17 protein-coding genes and 1 pseudogene are annotated in these 20136 nt (G+C 34.7%); 1 reads left to right on the top strand and 17 read right to left on the bottom strand.

Annotation, left to right across the window (positions count from 1 at the left end; translation table 11 throughout):
- Positions 1-4: 4 nt before the first annotated feature.
- The 3 genes from galU to loaP all read right to left on the bottom strand — a co-directional run bounded on the left by galU (position 5) and on the right by loaP (position 2963).
- Positions 5-913 carry a UTP--glucose-1-phosphate uridylyltransferase GalU gene (gene galU / locus TKV_RS03485; protein ID WP_049686197.1) on the bottom strand — a complete coding sequence of 303 codons (909 nt, stop codon included), beginning with the start codon at positions 911-913 and terminating at the stop codon, positions 5-7.
- A gap of 31 nt (positions 914-944) precedes the next feature.
- Positions 945-2312: a phosphoglucosamine mutase gene (glmM, locus tag TKV_RS03480; protein WP_049684763.1), complete on the bottom strand. Its 1368-nt coding sequence runs from the start codon at positions 2310-2312 to the stop codon at positions 945-947.
- A gap of 108 nt (positions 2313-2420) precedes the next feature.
- A complete protein-coding gene (loaP, locus tag TKV_RS03475) occupies positions 2421-2963 on the bottom strand; it encodes an antiterminator LoaP (protein ID WP_049684762.1) in 543 nt (180 codons plus the stop codon).
- A gap of 403 nt (positions 2964-3366) precedes the next feature.
- Here loaP and TKV_RS03470 point away from each other — a divergent pair.
- Positions 3367-4745, top strand: a pseudogene (locus TKV_RS03470) (amino acid permease).
- A 392-nt stretch (positions 4746-5137) separates the two neighbouring features.
- On the opposite strand, the gene pdxT reads toward TKV_RS03470, so the two are convergent.
- The 14 genes from pdxT to TKV_RS03395 form a co-directional block, all read right to left on the bottom strand.
- A complete protein-coding gene (pdxT, locus tag TKV_RS03465) occupies positions 5138-5701 on the bottom strand; it encodes a pyridoxal 5'-phosphate synthase glutaminase subunit PdxT (protein WP_173402323.1) in 564 nt (187 codons plus the stop codon).
- Position 5702: 1 nt separating this feature from the next.
- Positions 5703-6581 (bottom strand): pyridoxal 5'-phosphate synthase lyase subunit PdxS, encoded by an 879-nt coding sequence (gene pdxS / locus TKV_RS03460; protein ID WP_004397232.1) that lies wholly within the window; start codon positions 6579-6581, stop codon positions 5703-5705.
- A 417-nt stretch (positions 6582-6998) separates the two neighbouring features.
- Complete coding sequence (locus TKV_RS03450; RefSeq protein WP_049684758.1) at positions 6999-8627, bottom strand: MBL fold metallo-hydrolase RNA specificity domain-containing protein; 1629 nt, start codon at positions 8625-8627, stop codon at positions 6999-7001.
- A 19-nt stretch (positions 8628-8646) separates the two neighbouring features.
- Positions 8647-9096 (bottom strand): type VII toxin-antitoxin system HepT family RNase toxin, encoded by a 450-nt coding sequence (hepT, locus tag TKV_RS03445; protein WP_236617322.1) that lies wholly within the window; start codon positions 9094-9096, stop codon positions 8647-8649.
- Positions 9080-9520: a type VII toxin-antitoxin system MntA family adenylyltransferase antitoxin gene (gene mntA / locus TKV_RS03440; protein ID WP_003871029.1), complete on the bottom strand. Its 441-nt coding sequence runs from the start codon at positions 9518-9520 to the stop codon at positions 9080-9082. The genes hepT and mntA overlap by 17 nt, the downstream gene beginning before the upstream one ends.
- Before the next feature lie 41 nt (positions 9521-9561).
- Positions 9562-10857 (bottom strand): TIGR02679 family protein, encoded by a 1296-nt coding sequence (locus TKV_RS03435; RefSeq protein WP_049684756.1) that lies wholly within the window; start codon positions 10855-10857, stop codon positions 9562-9564.
- On the bottom strand, positions 10850-15016 hold the full coding sequence (locus TKV_RS03430; protein ID WP_049684755.1) for a TIGR02680 family protein: 4167 nt from the start codon (positions 15014-15016) through the stop codon (positions 10850-10852). Before TKV_RS03430 ends, TKV_RS03435 begins: the two co-directional genes overlap by 8 nt.
- Positions 15009-16160 (bottom strand): TIGR02678 family protein, encoded by a 1152-nt coding sequence (locus TKV_RS03425; RefSeq protein ID WP_049686196.1) that lies wholly within the window; start codon positions 16158-16160, stop codon positions 15009-15011. The genes TKV_RS03430 and TKV_RS03425 overlap by 8 nt, the downstream gene beginning before the upstream one ends.
- A gap of 10 nt (positions 16161-16170) precedes the next feature.
- Positions 16171-17658 (bottom strand): TIGR02677 family protein, encoded by a 1488-nt coding sequence (locus TKV_RS03420; RefSeq protein WP_049684754.1) that lies wholly within the window; start codon positions 17656-17658, stop codon positions 16171-16173.
- Between the two features lie 170 nt (positions 17659-17828).
- Positions 17829-18179 (bottom strand): phenylpyruvate tautomerase MIF-related protein, encoded by a 351-nt coding sequence (locus tag TKV_RS03415; protein WP_049684753.1) that lies wholly within the window; start codon positions 18177-18179, stop codon positions 17829-17831.
- 5 nt (positions 18180-18184) lie between these two features.
- Positions 18185-18685: a ribonuclease toxin HepT-like protein gene (locus TKV_RS03410; RefSeq protein ID WP_012269516.1), complete on the bottom strand. Its 501-nt coding sequence runs from the start codon at positions 18683-18685 to the stop codon at positions 18185-18187.
- The gene (locus TKV_RS03405) at positions 18685-19062 is read right to left on the bottom strand and encodes a nucleotidyltransferase family protein (protein ID WP_004397258.1); all 378 of its coding nucleotides are present in this window, start codon (positions 19060-19062) and stop codon (positions 18685-18687) included. The genes TKV_RS03410 and TKV_RS03405 overlap by 1 nt, the downstream gene beginning before the upstream one ends.
- A 189-nt stretch (positions 19063-19251) precedes the next feature.
- On the bottom strand, positions 19252-19671 hold the full coding sequence (locus TKV_RS03400; RefSeq protein ID WP_049684752.1) for a putative toxin-antitoxin system toxin component, PIN family: 420 nt from the start codon (positions 19669-19671) through the stop codon (positions 19252-19254).
- On the bottom strand, positions 19658-19873 hold the full coding sequence (locus TKV_RS03395) for a hypothetical protein (RefSeq protein ID WP_003871019.1): 216 nt from the start codon (positions 19871-19873) through the stop codon (positions 19658-19660). Before TKV_RS03395 ends, TKV_RS03400 begins: the two co-directional genes overlap by 14 nt.
- Between the last annotated feature and the right edge of the window lie 263 nt (positions 19874-20136).

Below are 20136 nucleotides of genomic sequence, written 5' to 3'. Positions count from 1 at the left end.
AAACTTATTGTGTAATTGTAACTGCAGCTTCATCCATCACAGGATCTAAGCTTCTCGTAACGTCTAATAAATACCTCTTAAAAGGTTCCCTTAAGTCCTCTCTTTTCAGAGCATACTCAACAGTTGCCATAAGGTAACCTAATTTATCTCCCACATCATATCTCTTGCCAATAAAATTATAGGCGTAAATTGCTTCATAATTTAAAAGAGTTTTTAACGCATCTGTAAGCTGTATCTCCCCACCTGCTCCTGGTGGCGTGATTTCTAATATTTCAAATATTCTTGGCGTTATTATATATCTTCCCAGAATAGCTATATTTGACGGAGCTTCTTCTTTTTTAGGCTTTTCTACGAGATTATTCACCTTGTACAATCTGTCCTCAATAGGTGTAGAATCAACAATACCATATTTATCTACATCCTCATACGGCACTTCTTGTACCCCAATAATAGAACAGTTGTACCTTTCGTATTGTTCCATCATCTGTTTTAAAACAGGGACTTCAGCATCTACTATGTCATCCCCTAAAAGAACAGCAAAGGGTTCATTGCCCACAAATGCTCTCGCACAGTATATAGCATGTCCTAAACCTTTTGGTTCTTTCTGCCTTATATAATGAATATTTACCATATTGCTAATATCTTCTACAAGGTGTAAAAGGCTTTCCTTCTTTTTCTTTTTTAACTCCAGCTCCAACTCCACAGATTTATCAAAATGGTCTTCTATTGCTCTTTTATTTCTGCCAGTTATTATAAGAATGTCCTCTATCCCCGACTGTATCGCTTCTTCAACTATGTACTGAATAGTGGGCTTGTCCACAATTGGAAGCATTTCTTTAGGCTGGGCCTTGGTAGCAGGTAAAAACCTTGTACCAAGGCCTGCAGCCGGAATTATCGCCTTTTTTATCTTCACCATTTTTTCCTCCCAATACAAGCTTTACAACTTATTTAAACTTTACGCCAAATTTAACTAAAGCTTCTGAAAGCTCTTTTTTAATCTCTTCTAATTTTTCTTTTGTCTTTGCCTCACATCTCACAATAAGCTCTGGTCCTGTGTTAGAAGCTCTAACCAGTCCCCATCCTTCGTCAAACAACACTCTTGCACCATCAACATCTATAATGTCGTATCCTTTTTCTTTAAAGTACTCAGTTACACCTTTTACCACATCAAATTTTTTCTCATCGTCACATTCTAGCCTTATTTCAGGTGTTGCAGGATATTTAGGAACATCAGCTAAAAGCTCAGACAAAGATTTATCTGTATTAGAAAGTATTCGTAAAAGCCTTGCAGCAGCATATGCCGCATCATCAAATCCATAGTACTCATCTGCAAAAAACATATGACCAGACATTTCTCCTGTAAATACAGCACCTAATTCTTTCATTTTTGCTTTTATAAGGGAATGGCCTGTTTTGAAAAAGATAGGTTTGCCTCCCAATCTCTCAATTTCTTCTACTAATGCCTGAGAACATTTCACTTCTACAATGGCATCGGCACCGGGATGTTTTTTCATTATTTCTCTCCAATAAAGAATCATCAACATATCTCCCCAAATTATATTCCCCTTATCATCCACAACGCCAATTCTATCACCGTCACCATCAAAAGCTATACCCAAATCAGCCTTCACTCTTTTTACTTCTTCAATTAAATCTTTTAAATTTTCTTCTTTTACTGGATCTGGGAAATGGTTTGGAAATGTAGGATCAGATTCACAATAGAGAGGATATACTTCACAACCTAAGTTATATATAACATCAGGATAAAAATATGAACCTGTTCCATTTCCACAATCGACAACAACTTTAAGTTTTCTGTTGCCTAATTTAACCTTTTCTTTTATCATATTAATATACGAATTAATTGGATAAGCATACTTCACATTTCCTGTACCTTCTTCAAATTCGCCTTTTTCTGCTATATAGTAAAGTTTTTTAAGTTCATCGCCATAAATTGTAGAAGGTCCTACCATAACTTTGAAACCATTAAATTGTGGCGGATTGTGGCTTGCAGTAATCATCATCCCTGCTTGATAATTGTACAGGACATTAGAATAGTAAAAAGCTGGAGTCGTCAAAACCCCTACATCTAATACATCACAGCCTGTAGAAGTAAGTCCTTTAATCAAAGCATCTCGTATAGGTCTTGATGATAATCTATTATCTCTGCCTACCAGCACATCCTTAATTCCTTTTTGTCTCACATATGTACCAAAGGCCTTCCCTATAAGCTCAGCACTTTCAACAGTCAAATCATCTTCCCATACGCCTCTAATATCATACATCCTAAACATATTTTCATTCAACTTCATTTGTCTCAACCTCCTTTTTTATGCCATACAATTTAATTATATAGATAATACTGAAAATCCTCAATACACAATCTTCACAAAATTGTTTCTTGACTTTATGCAAATATGTCAATAAGCATAAACCAGACTCCTTTGCTGCTCAGATACATTTTCCATCACTTCAATAGCTAAATCTACACTTTTTAGCTCACCTGCTATACTAAATATAACTTTTGCTCTCTTTTTCCTTTTGTCTATTTTCTTAATAAGCCCCTCATACCCTTTCAATGGTCCTTCAATTATCTTTACTCTTTCTCCTTCCATTATACCTTTTGACAAATCTATTAAATCAGAATTTTTAGTAAGAGACAAAATTATTTTCATCTCTTCTTCTTTTACAAAAGCAGGCCTTTTCCCTTCTTTCAGAAAAATACCTCTTTTTAAAACTTCAGATATTTTATAATATAAATCATCGCTCATCTCGGCATTTACAAAAACATATCCAGGAAACAAAAGTCTAATTCTTTCCACTGGTTGTCCTTTTTCTCTCTCTATAATTTTTCTTTTCGGAATAAGCAATTTCACTTCCTTTTGTTTAAAGCAACTCTCAATAATATCTCTAACTTTGTTTTCATATCCACTTCGAGTAAAAATAACATACCATTTTTTCATTTTTCTACACCCCATTTTATAATTTTAGCAATTATTTTTACAAAATTCAACATATAATTTCCAAATCTTATATAAATGAGTATGCGAATGGAAACTTGAAAAACTCAGCTATTGTGCTATATTATAATTATTCGAAACAAATTAACGTTTAGAGGGGGACTTTTTATGCAAATTTTTATTGTTGACGCTTTTACAAACAAAGAATTTAGTGGCAATCCTGCAGGAGTAGTAAATCCATCAAGGTGAAAGCATAAGTTTAAGTTATATTAAAAAATTATTGTTGTAAATTTTTAAAGCTTTATAACATTAAAACATTCACAAAGAGGGGGGAGACATGAGACAAAATTTTTGATAAAATATTTAAGTGTATGATTTTAAATTTTTGGATTAGGGGGATTTTTTGATGGATTTATTTAGAAAAAATCAGCAGACCAGCTGCTGGAAGCAGCGAAACGAACAGGTTTAAACAAAAAGCTCACCGCTATAGACCTCGCAGCTTTGGCAATAGGTTCTGTCGTAGGCACCGGAATCTTTGTAGCAACCGGGGAAGGTGCATTAAGAGCTGGTCCAGCCGTCATAATTTCCTATGTGATAGGCGGTATAACTGCGGCATTAGCTGCATTTATATTTGCCGAATTGGTTACAATGTTTCCTGTTGCCGGAAGTACTTATACGTATGCTTATGTTGCATTTGGTGAACTTATAGCTTGGATAATAGGATGGGACTTACTCTTGGAATATTTAGTATCTGCCAGCGCAGTAGCCTCCGGATGGTCAGGTACTTTCGTGGGACTTTTAAAATCTTTTGGCATAACTTTGCCAGAAGTTATAGCAAAACCCCCTATTTGGGGAGGAGTAATGGATTTACCTGCAATTTTAGTAACAGCATTTGTCGCTTGGATTTTGTATATAGGTGTTAGAGAAAGTGCAACGACAAACAACATAATAGTGCTTTTAAAAATAGCAGTAATACTTTTGTTCCTTTTCTTAGGCTTTAGCCATGTAAAATTGTCAAATTTAACACCCTTTGCACCTTACGGTTGGAAAGGCATAATGTCTGCTGCAGCCATCATATTCTTTGCGTATATAGGTTTTGATGCAGTATCTACCGCAGCGGAAGAAACTAAAAATCCAAAGCGGGACGTCCCTTTGGGACTGATGATGGCGATGGTGTTGATACTGGCTCTTTATATTTCAGTAGCTGTTGTTTTAGTAGGCATGGTACCTTATAAACAGATTATCCCGGATAATGCTCTACCCGGTGCCCTTATGAGCATAGGAATCAACTGGGGTTCTGCTTTGGTAGCCACTGGTGCCGCTGTGGGTATGATATCCACACTCCTCGTAACTCTTTACGGTCAAATAAGAATATTTATGGTTATGGCAAGAGATGGACTTTTGCCAGAAGTTTTCTCTCATGTTCATCCCAAATATAGAACACCTCATATCAACACTATAATTACAAGTGTAGTAGCAGCTATTATTGCTGGATTTTTGCCACTTGATATAATTATTGAGCTTTGCAATATAGGTACTCTGTCTGTATTTGTAATTGTATCAATAGGAATATTAGTCTTAAGAGTTAAAATGCCTAATGTTGAAAGGAAATTCAGAGTTCCTTTTGTTTGGGTAGTAGCACCTCTTACAATGGCTTTCAGCTTATACCTTATGGCAAGTCTACCTTGGGTTACATGGGCAAGGTTTGGAATATGGATGTTGGTAGGTTTGATAATTTACTTCGCTTACGGCAAATACCACAGCGTACTAAATATGCAAAAATAACGTGTAAAAAAGAAGGCTGCTTTTCGCAGTCTTCTTTTTATATATCTTTTTTAATAATTCGCAAGCTTTTGTAAGAACTTCATTGGCTCTTTGTTGTATTATTCCGCCCTCTCCCTGGGTAAGAACGATAGCTTTCCTCCCATATACCCGCCACATTTACTGCTTGGAGTTCGGGCAGTGTTGGACTTCCTTTTGTTGTGCAAACTCGTCCATTCCAGCTTAGCCTCATATGTGGTTCTTGTTCATCGGGCCGGGAGTTTGCCGCCGACTTCCTTCAGATTCCACCTCACGATAGACACCCTTGCCTTTGGCAGGTTTAATGCCATGCCATAGCGGACTTTCACCGCTTAAGCTTTAACCCATGCCAGGCGCACAAAAAAGGCTTTAGCAAATTAAAGCCTTAAAAAATATCTATAAAAGCTCAAATCATCTGTAAGTTCTGGATGAAATGCTGTAGCAAGTAAATTGTCCTGCTGTGCCGCAACAATTTTACCTTCATATTTTGCAAGTATCCTAACACCATCGCCTACACTCTCTATATACGGCGCTCTTATAAACACCGCTTCTATCTCATTTTCAGATACCGCTGGTATCATAAGCCGCGTTTTAAAGCTGTCAATCTGACTTCCGTAAGCATTTCGTCTAACAGTAATATCCATTATTCCAAGGTGTATCCTCTCATCATTAACTATATGTTTAGCCATAAGTATCATGCCTGCACAAGTACCCCATATAGGAACTTTCCTCTCGTTTAACTTTAAAATGGCATCTTTAAGCCCAAAATCTACAAGTATTTTTCCTATTGCAGTGCTTTCGCCACCTGGAATAATGAGGGCATCGAGAGTTAAGATAGTGTCCCTGTCCTTTGCCTCTACCGCTTCAATTCCTTTTATAAGCTTTAATTTATCCATATGTTCCTTAACAGAGCCTTGAACTCCCAAAACTCCTACGCGCAAATTACCATCCCCTTGTTGCATATAAATCTTTTTCTTCCAGTTGCCTTATATCTATGCTGGCCATCGCTTCTCCTAGCCCTTCTGAAACTTCCGCAATTATTTCCGGCCTATCAAAATATGTTGTGGCTTTTACTATAGCAGCTGCCATTTTCTCAGGGTTTTGCGATTTAAATATTCCTGAACCCACAAAAATTCCATCTGCACCCAGTTGCATCATAAGTGCCGCGTCTGCCGGTGTGGCAATACCTCCCGCTGCGAAATTCACAACTGGAAGTCTTCCGTGTTGTGCAACATATTTTACAAGGTCATAGGGCGCCTGAAGTTCTTTTGCAGCAGCCATAAGTTCGTCTTCCCTTAAAGTTGTAAGCCTTTTTATTTCGGCATTTATCGTCCTCATATGCCTTACAGCCTCTACTACATTTCCAGTCCCTGCCTCTCCTTTTGTCCTTATCATTGAAGCTCCTTCTCCTATGCGCCTTAAAGCCTCTCCGAGGTTTCTCGCACCGCATACAAACGGCACTTTAAAATCCCATTTGTTTATATGGTACATCTCATCTGCAGGGGTTAAAACTTCGCTTTCATCAATAAAATCTATCCCGAGTGCCTCTAAAATCTGTGCTTCCACAAAATGCCCAATTCTAACTTTTGCCATAACAGGGATTGATACTGCTGCCTTTATCTCCTTTATTATTTTAGGGTCTGACATTCTTGCAACTCCGCCTCTTGCCCTAATATCAGCTGGAACCCTTTCAAGTGCCATGACAGCAACAGCACCTGCTTTTTCCGCAATAATTGCCTGTTCTGGTGTTGTCACATCCATGATGACACCACCTTTTAGCATTTGGGCTAAATTTTTATTTAGTTCATACCTTTCATTCATTGTTCTACTCCTCCTTGCAATTGTATCGGTATTTTATATATCTTAATATCAATTGTACCTATTAAATCGAAACAAATCAATCATAACATTATAGATACAAAAAAAGAATGCATAACGCATTCTTCAGTTTGTTGACAAAATTATCTTCTCTTAAGAAGGCATTTTGCATTGTTCGCTCCAGAGTTACAAAGCGACTAAACATAAGCTCGACATCGGACTCCGGCAGGGTTCCTACGTCAGGTGGCGTCCATGCCTCAGGTGCCCGCCTCCGCCGTCCTTGGCTTCGGCCCTGCCTCCGTTCCTTGGTCTCGCTAAGTTTAGTTGCCGCTTTGTAACAAGTCGCTTCACCTATGCAAAATGCCTCCTCTATATGAAAAAAAGAGGTTTGTCTACAGTCTAAAGAATGCATAATGCATTCTAATCTAAAAGTTCTCTATACAATTTCATTAAACTTTCATTTATATTGTTTAACTCACTTACAATAGGACTTAAATCTTTTGTTATATCTTTACTGTTTATTAACTCTTGAAGTTTATTCAATGCTTTGTCACTTCTTAATTTCATTTCTTCGATCTTGTTAGTAAGTTCAACGCTCAGCTTAACTTTATCTTCAGCTTCTGCAGTAAAAAGTTTATCTTCTTCAAAATTATATGTATCATATCGCGAGGGTATCAAAGTCTCTATGCCAAGTTGATTTTCTATCTTATCTGCCAGCTCTTCCTGTGCTTCATCTTCCCCGTGTACAATGAATATTTTCCTTGGCTTATCCGTAAATTGAGAAAGCCAATCTAATATACCCTTTTGGTCTGCGTGTCCAGAAAAGCTTTCAATGTACTCTATCTCGGCTTTTACGCTAATATCCTCACCAAATATTTTGACGTTTTTTTCTCCTTCTAAAAGTTTTCGCCCTAAAGTTCCCTTCGCTTGATATCCCACAAACAATATTGTGCATTCAGGCCTCCACAAATTATGTTTTAAATGATGCTTAATACGCCCTGCTTCACACATCCCACTGGCTGATATGATTATTACAGGTGTTTTAATTTCATTTAGTGCTTTTGATTCTTCTACACTGTGAGTAAAGTGCAAATTGGGAAAGTCAAGGGGTAAATCTCCTCTTTTAATGTATTCTTGAGCTTCACTGTCCCAATATTCAGGATGTTTAGTAAATACATTTGTTATAGAAGTTGCAAGTGGACTATCTACATAAACAGGTACGTTGTTTAAAAACTCTATTTCGTCTTTGTACAATTCTCTGTTTTTATGTAATTCATATAAAAGTTCTTGAGTCCTTCCGACGGCAAAAGAAGGTATTATGACATTTCCGCCTCTCTTTACGGTTTTTATGATAATTTCCATGAGTTTTTTTGCCCTATCTCCAATATCTTCATGAAGCCTATTGCCATATGTGGACTCACACAAAACATAATCCGCACTCTTAATCGGTGTAACTTCTTTTAAAAGAGGAATTTTTTTATTTCCCAAATCCCCTGAAAACACAATTTTAGTCTCTTTACCTTTTTCATTTACCCAAACTTCGATTATAGATGAGCCAAGCATATGTCCTGCATCATTAAATCGAACTCTCACATCTTGCGCTGGTTCAATTATTTCTTCATAATCTACTCCATAGAAAATGCTTAAAGAATCTTTCGCCTCATCAGCAGTATAAAGAGGTTCTCTCAAAGGCTTGCCTGCCCTTTTTCTTTTTCTATTTTTCCATTCACTTTCCATCTCTTGTATATGCCCACTGTCTGGAAGCATATATCTGCATAAATCCACGGTAGCTTTTGTAGCGTAAATCCTTTTTCTGTATCCCCTCTTGTACAAAAGAGGAATTCTTCCGCTGTGGTCTATATGTGCATGAGTTAAAAGCACAAAATCGATATCATTTACATCAAAAATAAATTCTTGATAGTTTAGTTCGTCTTCAACTTCTCCCCCCTGAAACATTCCGCAGTCAACAAGAAACTTAGTCTTTTCCGTCTCAACTAAATAGCATGAGCCTGTAACCTCTTTAGCAGCTCCCAAAAAACTTATTTTCACAATAACGTCTCCTTTCATATTAGGAATAATAATTTTCTTCGATCCATTTATTTATATAATGTATATATTTAACAAAATCATCCAAATGGTTCTTTAATATGTCAACAATCACCTTCTCATCAATTTTCATATAATCATGTACAAGTATATTTCTAAAAGAAACCATGTTAGAAATATTTTGGGCAAAATTTTCCGGCAAAATGTTTGATTTACCTAATAATAAAACCGTTTCTCTATAGGTATCGGGTTTTTCTAAACCAAGAGAAGAAATAATTATATTTGCTATATCAATAACACATTCTATAGATATTTGAATTCCTCTTTCTATTCCCCAATATTTGAGCATATCCTCTTTTATATTTTCTTTAGTTACTTCTTGCGATACTTTTTTTAACAATATTAAATTTTTTTGTAACTTACCTATTTTAGAATTTATTGTTTCTATTATACTTTTAGTCACTATTATCACCTACAACACTTTTTACCCATTCTTTAATAACATCCATCTGCACTTTTCTAAAATATTCCATGTCCATATATTCTCTTAGAGTTTTAACCTCAAATTCCACCTTTACATCTTCATTTTCTTCAAAAATAAGTTTGCCGTGCTTTATTACTTGATGCCTTAACACTGGATTTGCAGAATTTAATACTACCAAATCTATATCATCTCGTTTAAATATTGAAACCAAATCGCCAATTAAAGCAAGTTTGTCCATAGGATCATATCCATTCCCTAAAAGTACCGCAATATCAAGGTCACTATTTTTTGTATTAGTGCCTTTACTATATGAGCCAAAAACATATATCAACTTTATGTCATATTTACCCTTTAAATATTGCAAATTTCTCTTAAATATTTCTTCCACTTCTTTTAAATCTCTCTGAACCACTACAGACACCTCTTTAAGAAGGCATACTTATTATCTTAATTTTACCACTCCCCCTTACCTTCTTCAATCAATTTTATATCATTTATAATATCATCTATTATAAGCTCCTGATACCCTGCTTTTTTTATTATTTTCATCTCATTTGCCACATCAAAAAGTAAAGGTGATTCAATCTTATTTAGCTTACTAAGCCTTACATCATTTATGACCTCATTTGAAAGAGATTTTAAATAATCCTCTAGGCCGTACCTTAAAAAGTGAAATTTATCTTTATACCTTTTGTACAATCTATCTGCTATCATAAGCCCCTCTGGGTCAAAATCTCCCGAGTAATATATCTCTGTCCCTTCTTTATAAAGCATATCTAAAAGCAGGAGAGAAGAAAGTTTTGGCTGGCCATATGTGCATACAAGAGGAAATACTTTGCTTGTAGCATCTATTAAAGATGTAAAAACTGAAGGATTCTCTACAACATACACTTTCTTAGAAGGGCTTATGACCCTTTCAATTTTGCTCAAATTTAAAAGAGGAACTTGCAAGACTTGATTGCTTTCATAAGCAGCCTTAAATACTTGATTTTCCATATCGCCCTCATATGCCAAAAGTCCTGAGAGTGTGACATAATTGGATATTTCATCTATCAAAATACCAACGTTGTAATAAAGTTCTGATATTTCTTCACTTCCTTTTGCTTCATTAAGCCCCATTAAAGTGCATAAAGCGTTTATAAACATATTTCCAGCTTCTGTATTTGAATCAAAATAGTGAGGATTCCGTGCAATCTGGGAAGAAAACACCGGCAGTCTTTTCTTTTCCCCTTTATAAACAGGCAAATTGTTTATGGCATCGCATACGCACATTATATCTTTTTTTAATCCGTCCTTATCATTTAAATACCTCTGATTTACTGCCCTTACCCCTACAGCGGTTCCTTGATACAAACTTTTTAGCCAATCAATGCACTTACATTCCTGGTATTTAGAGAAGAGCTCTTTAAAGAACTCTTCTCTTTCTTTTGCCAATATTTCCATATCCTCTTTTTTGCTGGTGAGTTTTTCGCCAAAATAGTATTCCAGTATATCTTTTAGCGTATACTCCTCAAATCGCGTATTTTTTAGCGACTCTTCAAGCTTTGCCACATCAATGGATGCAGATTTTTTTGTCCTATAGTCTTTTTTAAAATGGTTTGTAAGTACTTCTTTTTCATCTTCCGTAAGATTATCAAGCTTTACAACGCCTCCAAGACGTCCTAAACTTCTATACTTTTCCCGTATACCTTCAAAAATCCTCTTGTATCCCTTTTTTTCTTTAAAATATCTAAGTTCTTCTTTATTCATTTATAGCACCCACCTCAAGAGCAGCAACCTCCTCTTTCTCAGGAAGTATAAGGTGCTTTACTTTTCCATCCCACAAATACTTCATGACCAATACAGCCTTTGCATTTTTTGGCCTTATAAGTTCATAAATTGAAAGCTTGGGGACAGTGTCATAATCTCCCCACAAAACCTGCGAATTCATTATATAATTAAATCTTAAATCCTCAATCAGTTTAAACATATCCCTTATGTTTGTGTCATCAACTCCTGCAAATGCTTCATCTAGAGATATCATGCGAGGTGCAGTCGGCAATGCTCCCTCATATCTTGAATAAACCGCGGAAAATAAAGGTATATACATGGCCATCGCTTTTTCTCCGCCGCTCAATTTATTAAAAGCATTATCAGTAAGCTCCTTGCGGCTTTCCCCTTCTTTTCTGTAGTAAAGCTTAAACTCAAACCAATCTCTGTAATCTAATATTTCTTTCATAATCTTGTGAAAAGTTTCTGTATTGTTTTTTTCCTCCATTGCCCTCCTGGCTCTTTCTACTTTTGACCTAAAATGATTTACAACTTTATCGAAGACTTCCTTTTTCAGCATATCAGCATCAGATTTTAAAATATCCACAAGTTCCTTTGTATCAAGTTCTTCTTCATTAGAAGCAGGAATGCTTCTCCACTCAATAGAGAACTTAAGTCCGCTGGAAGTATCCCTTTCAGACATGAGTTTGTTCATTTTCTTTACCCATTCTTCTGCTTTAAAAATCTTTGCTCTTATCTTAATTCCCACATTGTGCATTATAATCTCTTCAAAAAGAATCTTATCAGTCTCTCTTAAAAGGCTTTCATTCGCCATTATATCTTCTTCAATATTAGAATAAAGCGTATATAAAGACACAATTTTACCATTTATATTTGCCGTAATATTGAGCCTTCTCTGCTTATTCTTTGCCTCTTTTATTCTTTCATTGTCTCCCTCACAAGCTTCGTCAAAGATATTGCCAATTGAAAGCCCATATTCCAAAAGTTCGTTGCGAGTTTCAAAATACACATTTTGAAGTCTCTCTGTAAACTTTTCTCTGTCAAAGCCCGCTTTGTCAAAAAAGCCTTTGTATTCAGAAAGAATGCTTTTACTTAATTTTAACATATCCTCCATTTCAACGTCTTGCTTGACAAAGCCAAGTGCTAATTCCTTTTTTAAACCCTCTTCAACAATATTGTAAATTTTCTCTTTAAGATTAATCTCTTCTTCAATGTTTAAAAGGTCTTTTAAGCTTCTCTGTAGCCTCTCCTCAAGTTTTGCTTTTTCGGCTGATTTATTTGTAATCTCTTTAGGTATTTCCTCCAGCCTTTTTAGGCAAATCTCCAGTTCTTTTTCAATTTCTTCAAGTCCAAGTTCTTTTAATGTCTCTTTTAGCATCTCAATTTTCTTAACAGAACTCTGTATTTTGTTTTCCAGTACGTCTATTTCGTACTTTAAGTTATCAATATCGTATTCTAAATCTTGTTTTTGCTGCAATAACATTTCTTCGTTTGAAATTTGCAAAACATATTTATTGTATAGTATTTCTACTTCATTAAGCCCTGAAGCGTATTCTTCCGCATACTCATAGGCAGAAGAATAGGTATCAATATCTGGATGTATGTTTATGCCAGATGTCAATTCTCTTACAACAGCTTTCTTTTTCTGAAGGTCCTCAAAACAGTTTTTAACTGTGAAAAGCTGTTCATCCAGTTTATGAGAGGTGTATTCGTAATCAGCCTTTGCCGTTTTTAAATATCTATACGCTTCTTCAATGTCTTCTTTCCCGGGAAATGCCGAATATTCGTAATCCAGCCTCTGTATCCTTAATTTTTTTGCATTTATTTCCTCATCGATTGCAGATATTTCAGTTTTTATAGCCTGTATTTCTTCTTGTATAGATTTAATAAGCTCTTCTCTGTAGCGCTTTCTAGACTCACTCCCGATGTACTTTGATCTAACTTTATCCCGTGCTTTCCCTTTTATTACTCCTATTCCATATGCGCCATTTGAATCGATATAGGTTGTCCCGCCTTCTTCTGATACAAATATATTGCTTAAAGCATCTGAAATATCTTCTGGTGAAACTCCTTCTTCATTGTCAACTACTTTAAAATATTGAGATACATTTAGCATCATATTAAAGCTTCCAGGCATAACATATTTATCCGCCATATTGCTGTCCATTTGAAGAGCTTTTTCAAAATATTCCTTTGGCACGATAAGAGCGTCCAAAAGCCCCATGTCTTCTATCGCAGCTTCTATATTTCCTCTTGTATCTTCATCCACATCCTCTTTAAAATCAATCGCCATGTAAAGAGGAATGTAAGGAATTCCAGCTTCTTTAAGCCTTTTTCTGTTGTTTATGACTTGTTCATCTCTTTCAGGCTCAGGGTCTTTTTTGTTTTTCCATTCCTCCAATAACTTTTCTTCCTCATGAAGCTGATTTTCTTTTATCTCTCTTTGATTTTCTAATCTTAAAATTTCTTGCTGAATTCCATTTAGTATTTCCTCATAGGGTTTTCTCACAAAAGCCAAAATATCGTCAAATCCTTTATCCTCTCCATACACCAGTATGACACGGCTTAAGCCTTCCAATTGGCTACTTAAAAGCTTAAGCTCTGCATTGCCCTGTGACCAACTATAAACTCTTTCAACGTATTCTCTTTTTTGTTCGTCAAAAAGCCTTTCTGCCTCATTAAGCTTTTTAGCCCTGTCTTCTCTTTCTTTTTTAAGCCTTTCCTGCTCTTTAAGTGCGGCATCATACCTTTTATTTGCTTCTATTTCTTCTCTCAATGCATTGATGGCACGCTTTATTTTATCTTTATGCTTTTTTAATTCATTTTTCCAATAAGTAAAATCAAATTCTTTTCCATACACTTTTTTAAGTTCACTTACAGAAAACTCATGTTCCATGAAATCTATATCCTGGGCAATTGAAGATATATCCTCTAATTTATCCTGTAGTTCTTTATCCAGTTTGTATTTTTGTTCCTCAGTGTTTTTTATCTTTCTTTCTAAACCATAATATTTATCTTGTTTATTCCGGAGTTCTTCTTCTTTTTTAGACTTATCCTCCAAATACTGCTTATATCGATCCTCTTCTTCTAATAATTCCTTTTGGGTTCTTTTAGCATCACCACTTGAAAGCTGTTCTTCCTTTTTCTTTAAAGCTTCTCTTTCACTTTCAAGAGAAATGATGTCATTTCCTAAGTTTGCTATTGTACTTCTGTAATTTTCAATATCTTTAGTTAAATTATCGTATTCTTTTTTTGATGCGTATAAATCGCTGTATGCCTTTACTAAATCCCCAGCCTTTTCATAAAGAATGTATTTGTTGTAGTTGTCGTACTCGTTTTTAAGCTTTTTTACTGCAGCCATATTCCTGTAAAGAACATCAAGGTGCATCTTAATCTGGTCCATGTTTTCTATAGTTTCTGAAAGGGGCCTCAAATCATCATCTGTGAGTGAAGGCAGTGAAGCCTTCATAATTTCATATATCACAGTAGGCCTGAAGTCTTTGGAAAGCTTTGGACTTCTAAGCTGTATCAGCAGTTTTATGAGCTCGTCGTATTCCTCAATAGAACTAAAGCCAAAAATGTATTTATTGACCATTTCCATGTACTCTTTTTGGCTTTCAACTACTTCTCCGCCTTCACCTATTCTATTCTTAAGTTCTTTTTTGGTAAGTGGGACTTTTACTCTTTTGCCGTCATCGCCTATTTCCATTTTGTATAAAAAGAAGTCGATACCTATACGCCTGCCGTCAAGTATTACAAAGCCCCAAAAGTCCATATTTTGATGCCTTTTCGCCTTTAGTCCCATGCCTATTGTAATGTAGCTGTCTTTTTTCTCTTTTTTAAATTCCATGAAAAGATAGCCAGTTCTTTCATCAAGCCCACTTACCTCTTCTTCCCCAAGAAGATAGTCCTCAAGCTTTCTCGCCTTTGAGCCAAAGGGATCGAGTCTTTCAGGACTTTTGTTGCCATCTAATACTAAAGGTATGAAACTCTGCATTGTCACTGACTTTCCAGAACCATTAGCACCTCTTAAAAGAAGCCTTCCATCTGCAAACTCAAATATTTCATCATCATAATACCAAAAATTAAGAAGCCCAATCCTGTTAATCATCCATCTTTCAGCTAATTTTTCACTCATCTGCACCTTCTCCTTTTTCAAAATCTGGAGGATATTCCCCAATTAACTTTGCCGCCATAGGCAATATTTTAATAGAATGCAATTCCTCAACTCTTTTTATCATTTTAAAGCTTTCCATGTTTTCAATGACCTCTTCTATAAGCTGCTTTTCACTCATCTCCCTGTAAGACTTATACCAACCATCACTAAATCTTTCCTTTACTTTCAAAATAATATTTATAAATTCTGCTTCAGTTATATCTATAGTATCATCAGGATTATAGGCGAGTTTTCCATCTTCAATCATTTCTCTTATAATTTTATTTACCTGCAGCATTATATCAGATATGTTTTTGTTTTTGTCGGGAAAATAGGACTTTAAATATTTGTTGTCATTAAAGAGGACAAAAGCAGAAGTTTTGTGGAGGTGAAGTTTTGCATCAAGATACTCCTCTAAATCTTTCGCTATAGTATTTCTGTAATTTTTTATATACATGAAGTCTTGGTCATCAGGTCCTTCACTATACACAGAAGGTGAAAGAATAAGTTTTCGGTACACCCTGTGTCTTCTCTGTATAACCGCATCTTTGGGGTTTGAAAGATTTAAATCCTCCTGCAAAAAATCCTCAATCTTCATGTCTTCTGTAATTTCTCTGTTAAAAGACCTCAAAAAATACCTTGAAATACCTGTGTTTTCGTAAAGAACTTCAGTATCTTCACTTTCTGAAAACCTCTCATGGTCACCATCATCTATTTTAATTATGCCAATATCTACAGCAAAATTGAGCACCCGCACAAGTGACTTTCTGTGCTGAAAAAGCGTCCAATCTACTTTATCAGGTCCATCATACTGTGCCTCTATGTATTCCGTTATATTAGACAACACAAACTGGTCTTCTGGTCCTTTATCCTCCAAAAAAGCTAAGAGCAAACACAAAAATGCATAATCCATAGGCGTTTGAAATGCATCTATCCTCATCCACTCTTCAACATCTGACGGCACTTTTTCTAACTTAATAATATATGGGTTTATAATCAATCTATATCCTAATTTTTCTTCAACAAAAGGTTTTATTTTATTCTCCGCATCTCTTATTTTGTTGAAATTTTCTCTATCCTCTCTCAGTATCCAAAAATTTTCAAGAAGCATCTGAAGTTCTTCCATTTTTTCACCTTCAATCAACAAACTCAATTACAATATCAGGCATATCAAGATTACCATCTGTGCATTTTAGTATTGCCCTCTCACCATTCTTTGGCATATGAAGCCTGTATGTTCTTCCATCTTCTGTCTTTCCTGTAAAACTATTTCTTGCCATCGCTTTTCCTATCCATTTAAGTATCGTTGCCCTCACAAAAGGTTTTACAACAGGTAAATCCTTTATCCTTATTCTATTGCCAACAATGCAACTTGCTATTATTTCATCTTCTATATTTTTCTGATTGAGATAGTCCATCAGCATCTCCGTCTTGTCAGCACTTTTATCAATAATCGCATTTGTCTTAACATAATTACTGTAGCTCCTTGTTTTTGGCTTTATAATCACTTTAAAGGGCGGTTCTTCCCACACGCTCTGGTTTACACTTTCTGTCTTTCTTTCAAAATCACCTTTTATGTGCCTTGTGTAAAAGCAACCGAAAACCGCCGCAGACAAAAGGTGTGCTTCTTTTATACTACCTGCTTTTGCAAACATTTTAGAAAGAGCAATATATTCATTCTTTCTGCTGGCAGCTTTCATTCTGTTTTCAGCTATTCTCGCCGCATACATTGTTATTTTTCTGATTATTTCATTTGATATATTAAGAAGCCTTACTGCCTCGCTGTCTTCAAAATTATGACCTGTAAACCAAAAAGATATGTTATTCCACTTATCCATCAAATCTTCTTTTACTTCCTCTTCATTTAAAACCCTGTCAATTCTTGGGATACTCATTTCATATTGGCATAACTTATCTACAACGGAATTGACAATCTGCGGACTCACCTTTTTCAAAAAGCTCTCTATGGCAACAGAAAACCTCTGAAGGTCTTTTATAAAATCTCTTAAATATTCTATAAGTTTGTCTTTGTAAATTATAAACTGCTCTGACTTCATAAGTTCATCAGCGTTAGAGCTTTGAAGACTTGCAATGTAATCTGTCGCATTGTGATATATATTTTCAAAGTCGGTATTGAGGTCTTCCCACCACCTGTTTATTTCCTGTAAATCCTCTTTTTTAGCCATTTCATTTATCTTTATTAAATTGCGGTAAATCCTTTCAAATAAAGACGGCTGTAGTGACCCACCATAACCAACGATGCTTTCCAGCCTTATGGTCATTCTTTCTATCTCAATAGAATATGGACTCAGCTGATACCTGAATTTTTTGTTTTTAAATTCGTCAATCGTAGAAGCTTTACTGGTATCTTGTGTCGCAATAAGGTTTTTCCATTCAGTAAGTGCTTTTAAGTCCTGCTCACATTTTTCCATTGTATAGTCGGAAAACACATCAAATTGACTTACATATTCATATACATCCTCTTTGTACAGCCAATATTTAAATTTCTGGTACTGTTCATAAAAATACCTCATGATGAGGCGATATCGCGAAGCATTTTCCGCAGACAAATACTTTACCTCTTCAATCGGTTTTATCACATTCAAATCAAGTTTATCTTCCATAACACTTCACCTTGCATTTATATTTCATATATATTGTAAACTTAATACTCCATCATTTCAATTTATTTTTTGACCTTTTGAAACAAAAATCCTTATCACTTCCCAAATTTATGGAAATAATAAGGATTTAAAAAATCTTCGCATCATTTTCACCTTTAAGCATTCCATTTTTAAAAAGTGCTTCCATTATAACCCCAATTCTGTCCTTCTACCTCTTGGATAACTATATAAATGTTGTCTTTTCTATAACCCAAAACCTTATTTAAAACATCACAAATCCTTTTTGATATTTCTTCCTTTTGTCCCCTTTGAAGTTTGCCAACAAGCTTTATCTCTACAATGCCACCCTCTTCAAGAGGTTGTCCATGGAAAAATATATCCTCTTCTTCAGTAAATCTTACCATAAGCCAATTTTCACTTTTTCCTGCAACTTCATACATCACATCGGCAAATTCTTTCTTTAAAACTTCCTTATTTTCTGGTGCAATCTTTTCTTTTGTAATTAAATTTACAATTGGCATAAATCTCACTCCTCTTTTATAATAGATTCCATATCATTGATAAATTTCCCAACATCTTTTTTTAGATTATCCACAGCTTCTGGAAAAATATCTAACAATCTTGCTATTCGTTCGGGCATAAGATTAAATCCATAAATATTTCTAAAAATATGTCTAAATCCCCTAAATTCATTAAGCAATAATTTAGTATCTGTATTTATAAAAGCTGGTCTTTCCCCTTCTATCGGCATAGACATTTGTTCAAGTAATTCTAAATGCCATTCAGCTCCAGATGGCATAAAACCATCTATATTTTTTGCAACAATTTTAAACATATTTTCAACAGCAGTATAAAAATCATGGAAAATAGAGCCAATAGCTCTTAACACAAAATCATCAGTCAGTTTTTGTTTCAAAGTTTTTTTGTCAAACATATCTTTCGTCTTTAAAGTATCATACAATTTTTGTATATTCTCAAGTTCCATTTTGAGTCTTGCTGAAATAACTTTTACCTTACCCACATCCACTACCCTATTTCCCTCCCCTCTTTCTCTATTTCCTTTAACAAAGCCTCCGTAGCATCTCGTTGTGTAACTATACTCACTTTATAAGGCCTTGCAATATTCTCTATCTCAACAAACATTGTCCAGTAGTTAAACTTATCATCATCCCAATCATCTACAAAAATATCAATATCCGAAAATTCCCAAAAATCAAATCCCCTTGCCAGTGATCCATACAAGACAACTTTACTCACATTATATTTTTCTTTCAAAAATTTAGCAATCTTATACGCTTTATCTAATGCATCCTTTTTTCGTATTTCTAGCATTTCTTTCTCTTTTTCACTCTTTAACCGCCAATTTTCACGTATTTTCTTTTTTTCTTCATCAGTGATACTCATCTTCCTCACCACACAAAATTCTTTACATATATTCTACCATTTTATAGCATTTATATCAATCACCCAACAAAACTTTGCAAAACACTAGTATACCTCAATTTTTTAATAAAAAAATCAAGGGTATCTCACCGGTCCCCTCTCATAATTTATCATCATTTTCTTATTTTCTCTTAAATAAATATCTCTACTTTATAAATCATACATTTCTTTTAAGAAACTTCTTAGTTCAACAATCTTTATCCATCTATAAGGATTTAATACAAGCAAATCATCATCACCAGTTATTATATAGTCTGCATTTCCATATACAGCTTCTTCAAGAATCATATTGTCTTTTTCATCTCTACAATCTGTGATTTTTTGATATATAACAGGCTCAACTATTTTCAAAGAAAGCAATTCAATAAGTGCATCAATTTCTGACTTAGAAATATACTTTTTAAACTTAGGTCGATTCAATACTTCTTTTATTTCTAGCAATTGTTCAGCTGACATTATGAGTATATATTCATCGTTAAAAATTTCTTTCATTAAAAATTTTGCATTTTTACTTCCTAGAAAAGCACTAATAAAAATATTTGTATCAATAACTACTTTAATTTTTTTCATATCTTTTCCCTCTAATATACTCTACTTCTTCAGTTATTTCTTCTAATGATATGGGATATTTTTCGGCTCTTTCATTAGTTTTTTCTAATATATCAAGCAATTTGCTGTTTATCTCGTTTTGCATTTTTTTATAAATGATTTTTTTCTCTGCAAATGATAAATTATCTATCAGATTGAGTATTTCATTCAAATTTGATTTCACTATCACTCACCTCAGCTTTCATATAATGCCCCCATCTGTCAAGACAATTTTTTTAAAAATCTAAGTTAGATTTTTTGCACCTCCTTTATTTTGATAGTTTTATATAAAATGTAAGTTAGATACATAAACTGAAGTTATTTGAGTGTATGGTCTTATTACAATAGATGTATACAGCTATGTCAAGCATAACCATTTCATAGCAACCACTGATGCATCAAGGCATGGAATGAAAAGCTCACCACAGGGAATATGTTATAAATGCC

This window comes from Thermoanaerobacter kivui (assembly GCF_000763575.1).
GTDB lineage: Bacteria > Bacillota > Thermoanaerobacteria > Thermoanaerobacterales > Thermoanaerobacteraceae > Thermoanaerobacter > Thermoanaerobacter kivui.
Note: the sequence above shows the minus strand (reverse complement) of the source record. Positions and strands in the feature narration are given on the sequence as shown.

What these genes read in the sequence shown, in the direction of transcription:
- glmM (WP_049684763.1), bottom strand. Translation starts at nt 2,312, where the DNA reads ATGAAGTTGAATGAAAATATGTTTAGGATGTATGATATTAGAGGCGTA.
- loaP (WP_049684762.1), bottom strand. Translation starts at nt 2,963, where the DNA reads ATGAAAAAATGGTATGTTATTTTTACTCGAAGTGGATATGAAAACAAA.
- pdxS (WP_004397232.1), bottom strand. Translation starts at nt 6,581, where the DNA reads ATGAATGAAAGGTATGAACTAAATAAAAATTTAGCCCAAATGCTAAAA.
- TKV_RS03435 (WP_049684756.1), bottom strand. Translation starts at nt 10,857, where the DNA reads ATGAATAAAGAAGAACTTAGATATTTTAAAGAAAAAAAGGGATACAAG.
- TKV_RS03430 (WP_049684755.1), bottom strand. Translation starts at nt 15,016, where the DNA reads ATGAGTGAAAAATTAGCTGAAAGATGGATGATTAACAGGATTGGGCTT.
- TKV_RS03425 (WP_049686196.1), bottom strand. Translation starts at nt 16,160, where the DNA reads ATGGAAGAACTTCAGATGCTTCTTGAAAATTTTTGGATACTGAGAGAG.
- TKV_RS03420 (WP_049684754.1), bottom strand. Translation starts at nt 17,658, where the DNA reads ATGGAAGATAAACTTGATTTGAATGTGATAAAACCGATTGAAGAGGTA.
- TKV_RS03415 (WP_049684753.1), bottom strand. Translation starts at nt 18,179, where the DNA reads ATGCCAATTGTAAATTTAATTACAAAAGAAAAGATTGCACCAGAAAAT.
- TKV_RS03405 (WP_004397258.1), bottom strand. Translation starts at nt 19,062, where the DNA reads ATGAGTATCACTGATGAAGAAAAAAAGAAAATACGTGAAAATTGGCGG.
- TKV_RS03400 (WP_049684752.1), bottom strand. Translation starts at nt 19,671, where the DNA reads ATGAAAAAAATTAAAGTAGTTATTGATACAAATATTTTTATTAGTGCT.